The following is a 17,828-nucleotide window of genomic DNA, read 5'->3' as shown; positions in this document are numbered from 1 at the left end:
GTACGAAAAACCCGCACGTTCAGACTTCTTACTTTTTTTGTATTTCTTACTTCCTACTTCCTACTTCTTACTTCATAACTGGTTTACCTGGGTAGTTGCTCCAGTGGAAGTATAATTGAAAAAACCGCCCCATTACCTTCCTGGCTGTTTGCCGCAATAAGACCGTTGTGTTTCTCCACGATCTTTTTCACTATGGCAAGGCCAATACCTGTACCCTCAAATTTATCCTTTGAATTCAACCGCTGGAAAAGATCAAAGATGCGGGTCTTGAATTGTTCATCAAAGCCAATACCATTGTCCTTCACTTCTATATGACACCAGCGACCTTTGGCATCGGGCAGGGCAGTGGTTGATCTTTCATTTACGCGCCATGCCGAAATGGTGATCACCGGTGGTACATCCTTACGGCTGAACTTAAGCGCATTGCCAATAAGGTTTTGGAACACCTGCTGAATATGCGATCTTATTACCTCCAGCTGAGGTATTTCCGACACCCTGATCTCTGCATTTTTATCGCGGATCACCATTTCAAAATCTTCCCGCACTTCTTTTATGACCTGCGCTATGTCGGTCTTTTCGAAAGCCGAAAAGTCATTGGAGAGTTTGGTGAAATGCAGGATATTGTTCACCAGCGCTTTCATGCGCATGGCAGAGTGCATGATCTTATTCAGATACATCACCGTGTCTTCCCCAAGCTCGCCTTCGTGCCAGTCTTTTACCATTTTGGTAAGCATATGGATCTTGCGCAGCGGCTCCTGCAGGTCGTGACTGGCCACCGATGCAAACAATTGCAGATCGCGGTTGCTCGATTCCAGTTCCTGGTTCGTTACCTGTAACTGTTCGGTACGTTGTTTTACTTTTTCTTCCAGCACTTCGTTCATCATCTTGATCTCCCGTTCTGCCTTACGCAATGCAGTAAGATCGAGCATGGAGCCCAGCATGCGATAGGGCACGCCAAATTCATTATGCAGGATATAACCACGGTCGAGCACATTGGCATATTCGCCATCAGCTTTAAGGAATCGGTATTCCTGGCTCCACTGGTTGTAATTGTCGTGAATGGCGGTATGTACGCTCTCCTTCACTCTATTACGATCGTCGGGATGTACATGTTCGAGCCATTCTTTACGGGTCATTTGCGCTTCAGTATACCCAAAGGTTTTGCGAAATGCATCGCTCCACCAAACCTTGTTGGCAGTAAGGTCCCAATCCCACAGTGAATCATTGGTGGCCTGCGCCACCAATCTGAAGCGTTCTTCACTGAACGACAGTTCGCGGGTACGGTCCTTCACTTTATCTTCCAGTTCTTTATTAAGCCGGCGAAGGTTTTCCTTTACTTCATTTAGTTCACTATAGTTTTTGCGGATCTTTTCTACCGCTTTCTTTTTATCGGTAATATCGGTGAAGGTAACAACAAGCCCATCGGGCATTTTTGCCGCCGTTAGCTCAAACCACATATCCATACTTTCCAGCATCACATCGCGGTGCAGCTTTACATCATCAAGCACTACCGACAAATATTCACCAAACAACTCCTGACTGGTTAATACGGGAACTGTGTTACGCAGGCTTTTACCGGTAAGCCCCACTTCTTTATTGCCAAACCATTCCTGCGCTTTTTCGTTGGCGGCATCTATGGTAAAATCAACGATCACACCGCGTGGGTCTTTTACCGTATGCAACGCGAAGATGGCACTGGTGGTGGCATTGAAAACGCTACGGATAATATTGTTCAGGTTGGTGATGGTAGTAATATCAACAAAGGTGATAATAATGCCTGCATATTTCTTTTCACGGGTAATGTAAGGCATTATTCGTAGCAGGAAGTTCTTACCCTGGTGCAGGGCAACTTCTTTTTCAACCACTATGCGCACTCGTTCTACATAACGAATATCATCTATCAGTTGGTTGTATTTGAAGTTGGCTGTAATATCGGAGAATGGCCGGCCAAGATCGCTCTCAATAAAATTGATGATCTCTGTAGATGCCGGATTGAATTTGCGAATATTCAATTGTGCATCTAAAAATATCTGGGCTATATTGGTGCTGCGAAAATAATTGTTCAGGTCATCATTCAGTTCAACCAACTCCTTTATCTTAACCTGGTGTTCCGTATTAAGCGTGTACAATTCTTCATTCAGCGACTGCAATTCTTCATTGGAGCTTTGCAGTTCTTCGTTTGAGGAAAGTAATTCCTCGTTAGAGCTTTGCAGTTCTTCATTGGCCGTTTCAAGGTCTTCTACCGCCAGTTGCAAACTGTTCTTGGTTTCGGCCAGTTCGGCTTCCAGGTTACGCATATAATCGTAATCGGGCTCCGTTGCCGGCGCCTCCACACTACGTTCCTGCTGCACAACGGCCTTACTGAACATTACCAGGGTATAATCGTGCCCGGTAGCCATTACCGATGGCTTTAGCAAAATATTTACAGCGCGTGTATTATCGCCTTTACCAAATGTAACACAATCGAGGTGAACCGCTTTATTACTCTTCCATGCCTTACGTAGCTCCCGGTTCACGATGAGTGAAAGGTCTTGCGGCAGCATCCGTATCAGGTTCAGGTTAAGCATCTTCTTGGGCAGCGAAAGCAGATCTTCGTAATTGCCCATGGTTTCATGGATCTCAAAGTTGCGGTCGATATAAAAAGCAATAAAACCGAGGTCTTCAAGGAAGGCCATGCGCATTTCTTTCCATAGGTCTTTCTGGCCCTTGGTGCCAATGTCAACATGCGCAGATGCGTTTTGCCTTGGCATTCGTACGGGTGTACTCAAATTATCGCTAAAGCTTACCCGCTGTTTTACATCGGCCAGCTTTTTAAAGATCTTCCACTTTACGCTTATCTGCTGCATAGAGCTGCTCTTGCTAAAGGGCGGGTTCTCGCTGGGGCCAAGAAAAAGAAAGCCGTCTTTGTTCAGCGAAAATTGCAGCATGGCATAGATCCTGTCTTGCAACACGTTGTTCATGTAAATAAGCATATTGCGGCAGGTAACAAGATCGTTCTTTATAAAGGGCGGGTCTTTGGTAATATCGTGCCGCGCAAATACGATCTGTTTGCGCAGGCGTTGGGCTACCGACCATCCTTTTGCTTTCTTTACAAAATACTTGTTCAGCAATGGTTCGGGCACATCACTTTCAATAGAGAATGGATACAGCGCATTTGATGCAATATCAAGATTGGCTGTATCTATGTCAGAGGCAAAGATCTTTACTTCTATTTCTTTCCCCGTTTGCTCCAGCACCTGGTCAATGGCCATGGCAATAGAGTAGGCCTCTTCACCGGTACTGCAGGCAGACACCCATACTTTAAGCTGTTCACCGCTTTCTTTTGAGGCTATCAGCTCGGGCAGCACTTTTTCTGAAAGCACCTTATAAGCATCAGCATCGCGAAAGAATTTGGTTACGCTGATAAGGAAATCATGCGCCAGCTCCTTGCATTCTTCCGGATCATTTTCAAGCAACTTTACAAAATCTGCCGGTTCCTCAATGCCGTGCTGCAGCATTCTTTTATTGATGCGCCTGATGATGGTGGGCGTTTTGTAATAATGGAAATCGTGCCCAACAAATTTATAGATCAGCTCAAAGATATGCAATAAGGTTAGCTCATCGGGCTCTTTGGCTTTTAGGTTTTGGTGTTGTTCGGTTTGAAAAATATCTTTTACAATGGCTTCGGCAATACCGGCGGGTGTATCAACCACATCGGCATAACCCGACGCAAGCGCGCTATTGGGCATGCCATCGAATTTGGCAGAATTAGGCACCTGTACCATTACACAACCGCCATTTTCTTTTATTGCGGCAATGCCCCTGGTGCCATCGGTGCCCGTGCCGGAAAGTATAACGGCAATGGCCTGGTCTTTTTTATCGATGGCCAGCGAATGTAAAAAAACGTCAATTGCGTTGTTGGGCGACTTGTCGTTCACTTTATCAGACAACAGCAATTTGCCCTTTTGCATACGGATCTGTTTGTTATTGGGGATCACGTATACACTATTTGGCAACACCGGCATATTGTGGGCAGCTTCCAGCACTTTCATATCGGTCCTTCGGCCTACCAGGTCAACCAGCAGGCTTTTGTAATCGGGCGAAAGGTGCTGAATGACAACAAAAGACATATTGCCTGTTTGCGGCATATGGTCAAAGAACTCCTGAATGGCCTCAAGGCCACCTGCGGAAGCTCCTACGGTGATCACATAATGTTTTTGGGTTGCTTTCATTTACTTGGCCAATGGTTCCGGGTTTATCAATTCATAAATAAAACTGCGCAAATTCTCCGCCGCCATCACCTCTTCCTGCAGCCAGGGTTTTGAAAACCCTTTCACATGCTGCTGCCACAATTTGAACGAGTGGCGCGGATGGTAGATCTTGGGGTCTTTGTCGAAGAAAATACGCTCTTCCGGATTACCGCCCCAACTGGTGGTGCGAATGAACTCTTTCCGGAAAAGAATGATGTATTCATCCTGTGCCGATTGTATAGGTATAACAAGAATGCCACTGGCAATGTGCTGGTATTCCGATGCAATGTCATATATATCCGACAGGGAATCGGTATAAAATACTTTGCGCAGTTGTTTCAGGTGAAGCCAAAGCACAAGATCTTCCAGCTCCGACGCATTTGGCGCTTCGCCGGCAACATGTGTTTTACCCTTGTAAGTAACCACCACACCCTGGGCGCCGAAAAGTTCCATTACATCTGGTTTTTCATGCAGCAGGCTTTTAACAAGATGGTTACTTTGATATATATTCTCTATAAGCTGGGTATACAGGCTGTTAAGCCGGGCACTCAGATCGAGGAATTTTTGATGATGCAATAAATTGATACGGGAAGAAATAACGGTGGAAAGAAATTCAAGCACCGTACAAAGCTGGCTGTCTATGCGCCGCGCCGTTTTATGATGGCAGGCAATAAGCCCCCACAATGCGCCATCCTTTATAAGCCTTACCGACATGGAGGCGGTCACATTCATATTTTTCAAATATTCCACATGCACGGCCGCAACACCCCGCAGGTTGCATTCGCTCATGTCGAGAAATGTATAGGAGATGGGATTTATAACCGGGTAAAGTTTTATTGGTTTAAATGCCCGGTTGGGAATAAAGCGGTAAGGGTTCTTCTGGTACATATCGCGCGCCGGTTTGGGAATATCCGATGCCGGAAAAGTAAAACCCAGGTAAGATCCCATATCGGGCTCCATGGCCTCGGCCATCACATTACCATTCCAGTCTTTGTCGAATGCATAGATCATTATTTTATCAAAACCGCTGATCCTTTTCAATTCAGCGGCAGCAATGGTACATACTTCATGAATATCGTGGGCCGTCTCTATTTTGCTTACCGTATCGCGGAGCGACTGGTACAGGGTAGAAAAAGAAGATTCGGCGCCCTCTGCCGGCTGGTTCTCTATTTCAAGGATCACCATATTGTCGGTTACATGTACCAGGGTGAAAAAGCGTTTGCCATTCAACACCCAGGCAGTAGGATACTTGCCATTTCCTTTTTCAACACAAACCTGTAATTCGTTAAAGGCCGGTTGGCCAATCACTTCCTGCACATTTTTACCTGCAAGGGATCTAAAAGGTGTTACAAACATTTCACCGGCGTTCTCGCTAAGCTGTTCTATAGTAAGCGTGTTACGGTCAAGCACCAGTAGTATGCCATAATCCTGAATGGTATTGATGATGTGAATGGGAATGTTACCGCAAAATTCAGAGTCGTATTTAGAAAACTGGCTCATACTTATCGATCCATACTTTAAATGTTAAAAAAGTTTTCCGGGCAGTTTCGGCAGCAAGGTCCTGATCTTCTTTGTGGGTAAGCGCAAGCAGATAAGTGCGGAATTTCTTCCACATACTTTGTGCGTCCTCCCCATAGCAGGTAAAAAATAAAAAGCCCTTATCGGCGGGAATGTCCGGTAATTGCGCTTTTATCATTTTTGCAATGATCAGGCCGCCGAGTGTTGATCCTTCCAGTACATATGCCGCACCCAGTGCCCGTGCATAGTTGTTTATAACTGGTGTATCTACTTGCATAGAGAACTGCATTTCGTTCCCGCCAAGGTCTTTTATATCCTGCAAAAGCGCATCAGATTTGCGACGTTGCTTTATATCGGGAATAAGCTGCTGGGTCAAATATTGTTCCATTTCAACTTCAAGTGCCTGGTAGAAGCCATAGAACATCCTGAGCAGATGGAGATACTGATCCTTTGTTTGAATTCCTTTGATGATACCGATCAAATGCTTTTCCAGTGCGGCATGTTCGAGCTTTGTGTAATTCTTTATGTGGTCGGGAAATGTAAGCGGTTCCAATAATATTAATTTATTCTGCAAGATAAAGGGAACACATCATTTCATGAAGAGTGGGAGCGTAGATATTGAAAGTTATAATATATCATTGATCTGTTGAAATACTTGACAACACTCTGTTATTTCACGAATTTAGCACTACTAAACCGGAGATGATCATGGCAAGCGACAATGACATTTTATTTTCCGAAAAACAACAATTCAGACAATGGTGGATCTGGCTTTTGCTGGTATGCCTGAACGCACCGTTTGTAGCCGGCGTTATAAAACAAATAGGCTGGGGGCAACCGTTTGGCGATGACCCAATGACCAATACACAACTTATTTGTGCTGCCAGCACAGTTGCACTGTTAACTATTTTTATTCTCAGCATTCGGCTTGAAACACAAATAAAGCCAGATGGCATTTATGTTCAATTCTATCCCTTTCATTTTTCATACCGGTATTATCCCTGGAACGCACTAAGGAAATCTTACGTGAGGCAATATTCGCCCATAGGAGAATATGGAGGGTGGGGCTTACGGCTTGGAGCATTTGGCCATGGGAAAGCATTTAACATTTCGGGCAGCAAAGGCCTGCAACTTGAATTTACCAACGGTGAAAGACTGCTTATTGGGACCAATAAACCCGAGGAATTGAATACCGTGCTGGCAGGTATTGGGCAATTAAAACAGTGATCTATGTCAACTGTGGTCGAACGCCCATGAGTTCAGAGATCGGGGAGCACGAACTCCTGTTACCTCGTTAACCTGTAAACGTGTTAACTAACAACTATTTCAAAGAACCTTCCGTACGAATCACAAATATAAATTAACTATCAACTGTATTTTGAAAAATGGGACGGGCATGTGTCAAACCTGGGACGAGCATGTGTCAAAGCAGGGACGAAATGTATAATTCATGCTTGAACCATGTGTAAATTTGGGACGAGCACACATAAAACCCGGGACGAATGGCTTAATCCATGTGTCAACCATGTGTTAAACATGTGTGTTCCCTTAGTAAAGTACCCCATTTGACACATGGATCACACAGGGTTCACACAACCTTGAGGCAAGGTTCACACAACAAGGCAGGAAGACCGCTGCTCACCGCAAAAGATAAACGAAAAGCCTGAAATTCAGTTTTGCACTAAAATCTCCCCGATAACTCCCATATGATGATCATCATGCTCTGCGGTAAAATAGGCAATATCAATTATGCGCATAGGCTGCTGCATTCGGGGGTGTAAGCTGGTATTCGTATGCCCGCTAATATTTATACTGTCAAGCAGCACTAATGTTTGCCTTCTTTCTACTGCAAATCGCTGTATCAGTTCTGTTATAGAAAGTTTATTAAAGCCAGCTTCACTCGTTGCACTGTTATTGAGATCGGTAGGAGTGAGCGTAGGCCTTTTCTCTATAATATCCTGTATACGTGCACGCCATAATGGTTCCAGCACCGAAAGATGGCCGGTATGCTCTTTTACCGACCATTTACCATCTGGCTGATAAGAAAGAATATCGTTCGACTTATTCTGTAATATAATTTCCAGGCTCTCCGGCGCCTGCAGCAGGCGCCGGTAAATAGTGGTATATTCATTTACATCGAAACTAAAATCGAACTTTCGTTCAAACCATTTGGAAGCGCTCATACTATTTTTATTTGGTTATAGCTTGTAATTCCTTACAAACCAGCTTTATTTCATCTTCTGTGTTGTAATAATGAACCGAAGCCCTTACAATGCCATCGAGCCCCCTGCGGTTCATATAGTAAAGGGTAGAAGGAGCCTTGCCTATATGTACATTAATATTTTTGGCTGCCAGTTTTTCCCTTACTTCAGCTGCAGGCACGTCAACAACAGAAAAAGTAACGATGCCACAAAGTACATCGCCCATATCGTGTATTTCAATATTGAGCATTTCCTGCATTTGCTTCCGAAAGAATGCGGCTAAATATTCCACCCGCTGCCATATACGTTCTACACCAATGTTCAAAGCATATTCAACGGCTTTTTGCAGCCCCAGTATAACGGCGGGATTTTTCTCGTACCATTCAAAACGCCGTGCATCGGGCCGCACTATAAAACCCTGTTCATTAATACTGGTAACGGTACGACCATCGAAGTACGATAACCTTAACCTTTCCAGCATTTGTTTACGCACATACAAAAAACCGCAGCCACGCGGTCCGCGTAAATACTTTCGTCCGGTTACGGCTAACATATCGCAACCAATTGCCTCAACATCTAAGGGAATTTGTCCGGCCGATTGACAGGCATCTAACAAATAAACAATATTGTGTTTGCGGGCTATTTCACCAATTGCAGCAACGGGCAATACATTACCGGCAGTGGACGGAACATGGGTAACGGCAATCAATTTTGTTTTATTGGTGATGGCCATCTCCAGCTCATGTAAAGGGAAAAACCCATAGGCATCACTGGCTATCTTTTTAATAACAATTCCATATAGCTTTTGCGCGTTCAACAACGCCAGCACATTAGATACATATTCCATTTCAGAAACGATCACCTCATCACCCGGTTGAAAGTGCAAACCGTTAAAAGCAATTTCCCACGCGGCGCTGGCATTTTCTACCAGGGCTATTTCATCAACATTTGCATTGATCAGTTGCGCAATCAGATGGTGCGTATAGTCTAACTGTTTACGATATTTAGCTTCGGTTTCATAACCGCCATAGATAGCTTCTTCCTGAAGAAAATCGACCATCGTACTCACCACAACATCTGGCGGCAGGGAAGCGCCGGCATTGTTTAAGTGAATACGATCAGCCGTTCCGGAAGTTTCGGCCCTGAATGTCTGTATCTCAGATTCGCTGAAGGGATTTGTTTGCATACATGCAAAACAACTGTTTTTCAGCAGAATAAAACAGATGCAGATCAGGGGATTTTTACTATATCAGATAATGATGAAAACAGCGTAAAAGCAAACATCTTTGCTTGCGGGAAACAGGTTATTCAAACCCTAAATTATAGCAGATAATTTCTTCCTGGCAAAGGTAAGCGCCGCCACGGGCGATTCGAATAATACGGGTTTGCCATCCTCGTCGGTAAATATTACCGCAGAACCGGCAAGCGACTCTTCGAGGTAGTATTTGGCAAAGAAATATTCGGTAGGTATAATATTGGGATTGCTTCTATTAGCAGGTTGTTGTTCCACTTCTATCCAAACATCTTTCCCGTTTATTGATTGTTTTTCAATCATAATATGTTTTGCCAGTAACACATGCAAAGCTGGGGCCACGGAGGCTTCCTAAAGTGCTTTTAGCCAATATCTAAGATCTCAATATCTGACAAACCCGTTACTTCCCTGATAATTTGCATGGCGGCGGCTTTGGTTAAATTATCACTGTTCTTTTGAATATACCGGGCTATGGTAAATTCTGTACAACCCAAAGCGTCCATTAAACGCCTTCTGATTGCAGGAGTATTTATAGATTTCAAGGCTATTTGACTGAGTTTCATGCTATAACAATTTAAACAACTGATAAAGAATAAAGACACTTTCTAATACATACTTAGGACACAAGTATGGTTTCGGACACAAAAATAGTACGATTCCTTCTATTTAATGATATATTTTGCACTTATTTATGTCACAAATTATACTTTTCTACAGAACTTCCAATGTTATCTCCCTTTCTTTGAAAGATGGCGAAGGACAGGAGATATACTACTGTGAAAAATTTAATTACCGGCGGCTACATTAAAACTTTTATAGAGATCTTCGATACCATTCCCAAAAGTGTGGTAGCGCATGATTTAGGCTTTAACAGCGTTAGAATGACCAATTTGATGAATAATGTAGATCGCTTTATTCTCAAGGATGTTATAAAACTTGCTTCCCTGATAGAAGTAGATACAATGGAAATTCTCAAGTTGATCTATAGCCAATATGTACTAGATAGTAAGATTAAACGAAAAAAGTGAGCCTCCTAAGTATGTTCTTCTACCTTGTGCTTACCAACGACCGACCGTAATTTTTTCTTTCCCCATTTTGTGATTACACTGAAAACGAAATTTTTATTAGAAAACAGTCGCTTTTCTTCCGGAAAATATGTTTTTTTATGCCCATATGTATTTTATAAAACAAAAATCCACCTCGATGAAAACCTTTAAACAGGTTCTTACCCTAATTTTACTGGTTAGTGTTTACTCAAATTCATTTGCTCAGGATGCTGAGCTTTTAGCGTCTTTACCCAAAGGAAAGAAGCAGTACCTCAAAAGCGAACCAAATGTGCTGGCAACAATTAACTGGCTTGAGAATACGCCATTAAACCAGGATGCCGAAAAGCATAAACAACAATTTTCACTGCTCACAGGCTGGGTTATGAACTCACCAACAGTAGACCTGACCTTAGATGAAAATGTTGTAACCTTTACAAAGGAAAACAAGGAATTACTTTCGTTCTTTATGGCCGGCTATACAAAATACGCATTGGAAAATAACCATTCTAAAGACGAAGTAAAAGGAAGTATTGCAGGCGTTCGTAGTGTTATAAAAGTTTATAAAAAGGGAAATGGCATTAAAAAGGATGAGTCAGTTGAAAAACTTGTTAAACTTGAAGCCAAAGGCGAACTGGAGAAATGGGTACAAGATCAGTTAGCTAAGAAGTAGTTACACTCAATATAGTTGAAAAAGCCTCCCGGTGCTACTGGAGGCTTTTTTTGTGCTATCAATTATATAAACGAAAACTCATAAACCTGTCCCTTTTTCGTATTCACATCATACACCCATGTCTTCTTCAACTCCAGTTTCTGTAGCGGCGAATCAGATACTATTAACGGTGCCGGCATATCAATGGCAGTAAAGAACGGGTTAGGAATAGTGCCGCTGGCCAACTTTATAGTTGGCAATGACTGCATCGCAATTTCATTAGGCACCTGTAAGCGAAGGTTGCCACCCAATGTAGATCGTATTTTCAGGGAGGGGACTGAAACTAAATGCGGCAATGGTGCCCGACTTGATAATGGAACGGCGCGAATATTTTTTCATACTTGCTCAAAAACTAAAATGTCAAATTTTGTTTCGACCTAAAAGTAGTGTATAATAGCGGTGTTAATTCAACTGAAGCAACACAATTTATTAAATGGAAAACTCAACCATGTTGACAAAAACAGCAGAAATGCTGAATGAAGATCTTTATTGGGCAATCATAAGAAACAGTTTACAGAATTCAGAAGACCAGGATGAACAGGAAATGTATTTAATTAGTGCATTGAAACAACTATCGCCTGTAGAAATAGTTGGATTCAGACTACGTACTGATAAACTTCTTTACGACACTTATAATTCGGAAATGTGGTGTGCCGGATTTATAATGAATGGCGGCTGTTCGGATGACGGTTTTGAATATTTCAGGAACTGGGTGATATCAAGAGGCAAGGAAGTCTATTACAAAGCAAAAGAAAATCCAGACTCATTAATTGATCAAACCGATTTAGAGCTGGAAGAATACGAATTTGAGAGTTTTTGGTATGTAGCATTGGAGGCCTTCAGAGAAAAGACCGGAAAAGAATTATATGACTTTATAGATGATGATAACTTTAAACTGAAAGAAGGATACTATCCCAACTTCGAGTTTACCTGGTCAGATGATAACCCAGAAAGCATGAAAACAATCTGTCCAAGACTGTTTGACAAAATGTGGGAGTAGTCTGGCAACCAGATTACCTTCATCGGATGCAGGATATATGTTCAAGCAATTTTATTTGATTGAAGCCGCAGACAAATAAAATTTAGCAATTTTACTTCATGCAAAATATTGGATCATTCCTCGATCGTTATAAACAGAACAACAAACTACCTATTCGCCTTATTTCACCCGATTTCGGCCACCTTCCGCCCGAGGTAATGGCCCAGTTTGGCCTTACCCACCGCAAACCGCACTACTTTTTCCTTTTTATGCTGGAAGGCAGCACCCATCACCGCGTTGACCTACAACAGTACAATATTAGAAGCAACGAACTTCTCTTTATACTCCCTCACCAGATACACCAGCTACCGACCACCAAAAAAGGTACTAACTATTTCAAGTTCGCATTTGATGAGCATTGTCTTTCCCTTTTACCAAAACAAATTCCCTTTCTCATCAATCCTTATAACAACCCAAAAATTAAATTCACCTCTTCGGCCGCAGCACGATTAACATCCATTTTCAATATGCTGGCGGAATTATTGAGCGAAAAAGACAATGACCCCGAGCTTATCCTTGCACACCTCAACAGCCTGCTTACAGAAATAAATGCAGCTTATTTTTCCACCGTAAAAAACCCGGCAGATGACAGGCTATCCAAATACATCCGTTTTAAACTCTTTGTAGAGAACAATCTCACAACTCACCCAACCGTTCAACAAATTGCTGAAGAACTTTCCTTCAACACCAACAGTTTATACAACACCGTTAAACACTACTCCGGGCTTTCACCTAAAGAGTTTATCATAAACCGGCTGATACTGGAAGCCAAACGCCGCCTTTACTATTCCGAAAGTTCTTCTATTAAAGAACTGGCCTATGAGCTTGGCTTCAACGACCCGGAATATTTCTCCCGTTTATTTAAAAAAGTTACAGGTAAAACTATAGCCATGTTCATTCAGGATTTGTCAGGGAACTAATGCGTTTTGTCCGGCCTCTTTTCTGCCTTTCGCAGGATTTTTGTTCCATAAAAAACAAATAATGAATAGAAAACTAGGAACAAATGGCCCTGTGGTCTCTGCAATAGGGTTAGGATGTATGGGCATGTCGGGCGTTTACGGACAAGGCAACGATGCAGAATCCATCGCCACCATTGAAAGAGCGCTGGAGCTCGGTCACAATTTCTTAGACACAGCCGATTTCTATCGTGTTGGCCACAACGAAGAATTAATATCCCAGGCCATTAAGGGCAAACGAGACAAAGCTTTTCTTTCTGTAAAAACCGGGCTGTTCCTTGCGCCCGCACCAAACAGATCATTGGGGATCGGTCCAGTAAACACCCATCCCGACTACCTCCGCAACGCCGTTCTTTACAGTCTCCAACGCCTTAAAACAGATTACATTGATCTTTACACACCGGCAAGAGTAGACCCTAAAGTGCCCATTGAAGACACAATTGGTGCATTGGCCGACCTTGTGAAACAAGGCATCATACGATATATCGGGCTGTCTGAAGCATCGGCAGCAAGCATTCGTAAAGCTGCTGCCGTACATCCCATTACTGCGCTGCAGATTGAATACTCGCTGTGGTCACGCGAAATAGAAGCTGATGTTCTTCCAACCATTCGTGAACTCGGCATAGGCCTCGTTGCCTATTCCCCGCTGAGCAGGGGTTTTCTAAGCGGTGAGATCAAAACACCCGATGATCTTAAAGATAACCGTATTCATATGCCACGCTTTCAGGGCGATAATTTTTACAAGAACCTTGAGCTGGTGGCAAAGATCAAAACCCTGGCCGCCGAAAAAGGTTGCACAGCTTCGCAGCTGGCCATTGCCTGGGTGCTTGCGCAGGGCGAAGATATTATTACCATACCTGGCACCAAACGCATAAAATATCTGGAAGAAAACATTGCAGCGGCAAATGTGCAACTCACGCGCGAAGACCTTCAAACAATTGAAGCCATCATGCCCGCCGGAATAGCATCAGGCACCCGCTACCCTGAAGTTTTTATGAAACTCCTGGACCAATAACCGGATACCCGCAAATAAAAAAGGTTCTGATCAGAACCTTTTTTTATTGCCCGGGCATGCCACCTATCCAATAATAACCTTAGCCTCCAGTTGTTCTTCCAATCCGTAAACGCCGCCTTCTCTGCCAATGCCAGATTGCTTGAACCCGCCAAAAGGAGCCAATGCATCATGATAGATTGTATTGATGGCCACTCTGCCGGCATTGATCTGGGCAGCCACCCGGTTGGCACGTTCTATATTCGACGAACTTACATAGGCATGTAAGCCATATATAGTATCATTGGCAATTGAAATAGCCTCCTCTTCGGTACGGTAAGTAATCACAGACAGAACCGGCCCAAAGATCTCTTCCCTGGCGATTGCCATATCATTGGTTACACCGGTAAACACGGTTGGCTTTACATAATACCCTTCCAACAATCCTTCGGGTCTTCCTAAACCACCAACAAGCAATTCGGCGCCGGCTTCAATCCCAAGTTTTATGTAATGTTGAATGCGATCAAATTGTTTACTGCCGGCCAAAGGACCAATAGCGGTTTTTTCATCACGGGGATCACCAACTTTTAGCTCATTAACAGTTTTCTGTACGATCCTTTTTACCTCAGGCAACAAATGTTCTGGTACCAGTAACCGGGTACCGGCAATGCATGCCTGTCCGTTATTCATAAAAGCGGCGTTCACAGCCATGGGGATTGCGGTTTCCAGGTTGGCGTCGTCGAGTATAATATTGGGAGATTTACCGCTTAATTCAAGCGTAACCCTTTTCATGGTCTCAATGGCATTGCGGGCAATGATCTTACCTACAGCAGTTGAGCCGGTAAACAAAATTTTGGCAACAGCAGGATGCGTTGAAAGCACAGAGCCCAATACATCGCCTCTTCCATGTACAACATTGATCACGCCGGCTGGCAAACCGGCCTTATCAAAACACTCAACAAGTACCTGAGTTTGCAGCGAACTCATTTCGCTTGGTTTTATAACAGTTGTACAACCGGCTGCAATAGCCGCAGCAAGCTTAACACATATAGATCCGGCATTGGCGTTCCAGGCGGTCATTATAGCTGTAACACCCACTGGTACCATGGAAAGTTTTGACTTGCCAATGCTGCGTTCAAAATCGAAATCCTTCAATATATCCTTAAAATATAAAAAGGTCTCTGCGGCGTAGCGGTTAGCCCAAAGTGAACGCTGTAGCGGTGCGCCATACTCCTCAATAGTTATCTCCTGAAGTTCTTCTACGCGTTCCATAATGGCGTCATGCAGCCGCTGGAGGTATTCCATACGTTGCTCTTTCGACGTACGGGAAAAGGCCGGAAATGCGTTTGCTGCTGCATCGATGGCAGCCAGGATATCACTTTCCTGTCCCAAAATCACTTTACCAATATGCTGGTTGTTGGCAGGATTGTAAATGTCCATGATCTCTGTACCCCTGGTTGGAATGAACTTTCCGTTCACGTAATTCTTATCTATCGTTTTCATCTTTGTTATGATTTTAATTTCTTATTATCAGAACAAAGTTCATCAATACACCAACCTGCAGGTTTGCTTTAAAGCTCAAAGTTCCTTTGTTTAATGGCTCAACAGTTTTTCACCCCATTCGCATTAAATACTCATTAATATTTCTGCAGGCACTGGTTTTAATAACGCTGAACCTGCAATATTGCCCCTGAAATGAAAACCAAACCACATTTTGAGAATTTAGACGGGTTAAGAGGAGTTGCAGCAATTGCAGTAGTGATCTTCCATTTTATGGAAATTGCCGTACCCAATCCCAATAACAATTTTATAGCCCACGCTTACCTGGCGGTTGACTTTTTCTTTTGCCTGTCGGGTTTTGTAATTGCCTATGCGTATGACGATAAAATGGCTGCCATTGGCATTGGTCAATTTCTAAAACGCAGATTAATACGTTTGCACCCGTTGGTGATCATTGGTTCTGTGCTCGGTTTGCTGACCTTTATATTCGACCCTATAAGCAATCTGTATCAATCCTATACCGGCAAAATAGGACTGATGTTTTTATTTTCCTTCCTCATGATACCTTTCCCCATAGTAAAAGAAAGATATCTCAATCTTTTTCACCTGAACCCGCCCACCTGGTCATTATTCTGGGAATACATTGCCAATATTTTTTACGCCCTTGTTCTTGTGAAACTGCCAAAAAAAATACTATGGGTATTAACTTCACTGGCAGCAATAGCATTGGTATATGAAGCCATTCAATCAAAACATCTTAGTGTAGGGTGGGGCGGCGATAATATCCGCGGCGGTGGCATAAGGGTAGCCTTTTCATTCCTGGCCGGTATGATGATCTATCGTTCGGGCTGGATAATAAGATCAAATTTGGGTTTTGTATCCCTGAGCTTACTACTATTGCCGGCCTTTTTGTTTCCGTTTAATGAATCATTCAGCTGGATCGCCGATCCGCTTGTTGTTATATTTTACTTTCCCTTTTTGATCATGCAGGGCGCAGGTGCAATGACGAAAAGATCAACACAGGCCCTTTGCCGGTTCTCAGGTAAAATATCTTATCCGCTTTACATGGTACACTATCCATTTATATGGGTCTTCTTTAGTTATATTGAAAAATACAAACCCGCTATGGGCACCATAGTATGGGTCATAATTATTGGCACCGCATTGTTACTGGCCTTTGCCTATTTGGTGATGAAGTATGTTGATGAACCGATACGTAAGTGGTTAAGCAGATAAAATTAGGGCGCCCCGGAATTGGGCGGCCCTGTTTATTTTCTGGCAAGTTCCTTCAGCTTGTTAAACCATTCCTCTCTGGTAGCATTTTGATAAAACTGAATATACTTAGGTAAAACAGCACAATAGGCAACTAAAATATTATACTCCTGTGTAAGCTCTTTTGCAAGCGGGCTAACCTCAGGAACTAATCTAAACCAATTGAACGTTTCAAAATTTTCCGGTTGTGCAAGGATGACAGGTGCTAATTCCCTCATCAGACTATCTTCATCAACTATTTCGCAACCAATACGCTCATGTAGGACGGCTGCAGCCCTGAGCCCCAAGTCAGTATGTTCAATTACATAACATAACTGGTCAAGTTCTGGCTCAAGTTCCATAAATAAATCCCAGGCTTCTTCTTTATAATCTGAATACTGCATCAGACAAAAGAGGTCGTCAAAACCAGGATGCTGCCTCAATAATGCTTTTGCCGCCTCTTCTTTACAAACTACCTTATGCAACATAAGACAAAGGTCCCAATTGTACGGATTTGATAACAACAATTGTTTTGCAGCCCGTTCCTTATAGGGTGTATTTTGAATCAGATAACGAAGGTCAGAATGGGTAGGATTACGCTTGAAAAGTTCATTCAATGCCCATTCGCTGTATTGCGTATAACGTATCAGGTGACAAAGATCGGTATTGCTCGGGTTACGTTCTATCAAAAGCTCCGCAGCCTGCTGCACAACGTTAATATACCTGGTTAAAGCCCTTACATCATCTCTTTGCAAAAAATCCGACACACTTTTCCTACCGCCAACCTCATCAATCACATTACAGAGCTCTTCATTTGTAAGGCCCCGTTTCAACAACAGCTCCCAGGCGTCTTGTATGCGATCAGTATGGGAAATCAGGAAATTCAGGTCATTGTAATCAAGATCTCGTTGCATCAGTAACTCCAACGCCTGTTGTTCAAGTTCAGGGAACCAGAACAATTTTTGCAGATCTTTATTGGTAGGGTCCTGCTGAATTAACTGCCTGGCGGCTTCCAGCTTTTGAACCTCGTCGATCGTATTACTGTAAGCAAGTTCGCGAAGCGCTTCTTTACTTATATCTTCAGGTTTATGCATTTCTTCAGGGGTATACACAGCAGCTGTTTTTTAAATATAATA

17 protein-coding genes are annotated in these 17,828 nt (G+C 43.1%); 7 read left to right on the top strand and 10 right to left on the bottom strand.

The window, feature by feature from the left end; all coding sequences use genetic code 11:
* Window positions 1–83: 83 nt before the first annotated feature.
* The 3 genes from GGD38_RS36525 to GGD38_RS36515 are packed head-to-tail and all read right to left on the bottom strand — an operon-like array spanning window position 84 to window position 6,300.
* Window positions 84–4,211, bottom strand: coding sequence for a chemotaxis protein CheB (locus tag GGD38_RS36525; RefSeq protein WP_375301077.1), 4,128 nt, complete (start codon window positions 4,209–4,211; stop codon window positions 84–86).
* Window positions 4,212–5,729 (bottom strand): GAF domain-containing protein, encoded by a 1,518-nt coding sequence (locus GGD38_RS36520; RefSeq protein WP_375301076.1) that lies wholly within the window; start codon window positions 5,727–5,729, stop codon window positions 4,212–4,214.
* Window positions 5,713–6,300 carry a biliverdin-producing heme oxygenase gene (locus GGD38_RS36515; RefSeq protein WP_375301075.1) on the bottom strand — a complete coding sequence of 196 codons (588 nt, stop codon included), beginning with the start codon at window positions 6,298–6,300 and terminating at the stop codon, window positions 5,713–5,715. The genes GGD38_RS36520 and GGD38_RS36515 overlap by 17 nt, the downstream gene beginning before the upstream one ends.
* Window positions 6,301–6,455: 155 nt before the next feature.
* On the opposite strand from GGD38_RS36515, the gene GGD38_RS36510 reads away from it, so the two are divergent.
* Window positions 6,456–6,974: a hypothetical protein gene (locus tag GGD38_RS36510; protein WP_375301074.1), complete on the top strand. Its 519-nt coding sequence runs from the start codon at window positions 6,456–6,458 to the stop codon at window positions 6,972–6,974.
* A 443-nt stretch (window positions 6,975–7,417) separates the two neighbouring features.
* On the opposite strand, the gene GGD38_RS36505 is transcribed toward GGD38_RS36510, so the two are convergent.
* The 4 genes from GGD38_RS36505 to GGD38_RS36490 all read right to left on the bottom strand — a co-directional run bounded on the left by GGD38_RS36505 (window position 7,418) and on the right by GGD38_RS36490 (window position 9,763).
* Complete coding sequence (locus GGD38_RS36505) at window positions 7,418–7,930, bottom strand: DinB family protein (protein WP_375301073.1); 513 nt, start codon at window positions 7,928–7,930, stop codon at window positions 7,418–7,420.
* Between the two features lie 7 nt (window positions 7,931–7,937).
* Window positions 7,938–9,134: an aminotransferase class V-fold PLP-dependent enzyme gene (locus GGD38_RS36500; RefSeq protein WP_375301072.1), complete on the bottom strand. Its 1,197-nt coding sequence runs from the start codon at window positions 9,132–9,134 to the stop codon at window positions 7,938–7,940.
* A gap of 129 nt (window positions 9,135–9,263) precedes the next feature.
* Entirely contained in the window at window positions 9,264–9,503 is a 240-nt protein-coding gene (locus GGD38_RS36495; RefSeq protein ID WP_375301071.1) for a hypothetical protein, read from the bottom strand.
* A gap of 59 nt (window positions 9,504–9,562) precedes the next feature.
* The gene (locus tag GGD38_RS36490; protein ID WP_375301070.1) at window positions 9,563–9,763 is read right to left on the bottom strand and encodes a hypothetical protein; all 201 of its coding nucleotides are present in this window, start codon (window positions 9,761–9,763) and stop codon (window positions 9,563–9,565) included.
* Between the two features lie 213 nt (window positions 9,764–9,976).
* Here GGD38_RS36490 and GGD38_RS36485 point away from each other — a divergent pair, with 213 nt between their 5' ends.
* Together GGD38_RS36485 and GGD38_RS36480 are read left to right on the top strand one after the other, a co-directional pair.
* Window positions 9,977–10,228: a hypothetical protein gene (locus GGD38_RS36485; protein WP_375301069.1), complete on the top strand. Its 252-nt coding sequence runs from the start codon at window positions 9,977–9,979 to the stop codon at window positions 10,226–10,228.
* A gap of 175 nt (window positions 10,229–10,403) precedes the next feature.
* Window positions 10,404–10,916 carry a hypothetical protein gene (locus GGD38_RS36480; RefSeq protein ID WP_375301068.1) on the top strand — a complete coding sequence of 171 codons (513 nt, stop codon included), beginning with the start codon at window positions 10,404–10,406 and terminating at the stop codon, window positions 10,914–10,916.
* Between the two features lie 62 nt (window positions 10,917–10,978).
* Here GGD38_RS36480 and GGD38_RS36475 read toward each other — a convergent pair whose 3' ends face one another.
* A complete protein-coding gene (locus GGD38_RS36475; protein ID WP_375301067.1) occupies window positions 10,979–11,206 on the bottom strand; it encodes a hypothetical protein in 228 nt (75 codons plus the stop codon).
* 182 nt (window positions 11,207–11,388) lie between these two features.
* On the opposite strand from GGD38_RS36475, the gene GGD38_RS36470 reads away from it, so the two are divergent.
* The 3 genes from GGD38_RS36470 to GGD38_RS36460 all read left to right on the top strand — a co-directional run bounded on the left by GGD38_RS36470 (window position 11,389) and on the right by GGD38_RS36460 (window position 13,965).
* Window positions 11,389–11,955: a DUF4240 domain-containing protein gene (locus GGD38_RS36470; RefSeq protein WP_375303964.1), complete on the top strand. Its 567-nt coding sequence runs from the start codon at window positions 11,389–11,391 to the stop codon at window positions 11,953–11,955.
* A 98-nt stretch (window positions 11,956–12,053) separates the two neighbouring features.
* Window positions 12,054–12,914, top strand: a complete 861-nt coding sequence (locus GGD38_RS36465) for a helix-turn-helix transcriptional regulator (RefSeq protein WP_375301065.1) — start codon at window positions 12,054–12,056, stop codon at window positions 12,912–12,914.
* 61 nt (window positions 12,915–12,975) lie between these two features.
* Window positions 12,976–13,965 carry an aldo/keto reductase gene (locus GGD38_RS36460; RefSeq protein WP_375301064.1) on the top strand — a complete coding sequence of 330 codons (990 nt, stop codon included), beginning with the start codon at window positions 12,976–12,978 and terminating at the stop codon, window positions 13,963–13,965.
* Window positions 13,966–14,028: 63 nt separating this feature from the next.
* On the opposite strand, the gene GGD38_RS36455 is transcribed toward GGD38_RS36460, so the two are convergent.
* Window positions 14,029–15,444, bottom strand: a complete 1,416-nt coding sequence (locus GGD38_RS36455; protein ID WP_375301063.1) for an aldehyde dehydrogenase family protein — start codon at window positions 15,442–15,444, stop codon at window positions 14,029–14,031.
* A 192-nt stretch (window positions 15,445–15,636) separates the two neighbouring features.
* Here GGD38_RS36455 and GGD38_RS36450 point away from each other — a divergent pair, with 192 nt between their 5' ends.
* Window positions 15,637–16,677, top strand: a complete 1,041-nt coding sequence (locus tag GGD38_RS36450) for an acyltransferase family protein (RefSeq protein WP_375301062.1) — start codon at window positions 15,637–15,639, stop codon at window positions 16,675–16,677.
* A 32-nt stretch (window positions 16,678–16,709) separates the two neighbouring features.
* Here GGD38_RS36450 and GGD38_RS36445 read toward each other — a convergent pair whose 3' ends face one another.
* A complete protein-coding gene (locus GGD38_RS36445) occupies window positions 16,710–17,804 on the bottom strand; it encodes a hypothetical protein (RefSeq protein ID WP_375301061.1) in 1,095 nt (364 codons plus the stop codon).
* Window positions 17,805–17,828: the final 24 nt, after the last annotated feature.

It is taken from the genome of Niastella sp. OAS944 (assembly GCA_024809215.1).
Taxonomy (GTDB): Bacteria; Bacteroidota; Bacteroidia; order Chitinophagales; family Chitinophagaceae; genus Niastella.
Note: the sequence above shows the minus strand (reverse complement) of the source record. Positions and strands in the feature narration are given on the sequence as shown.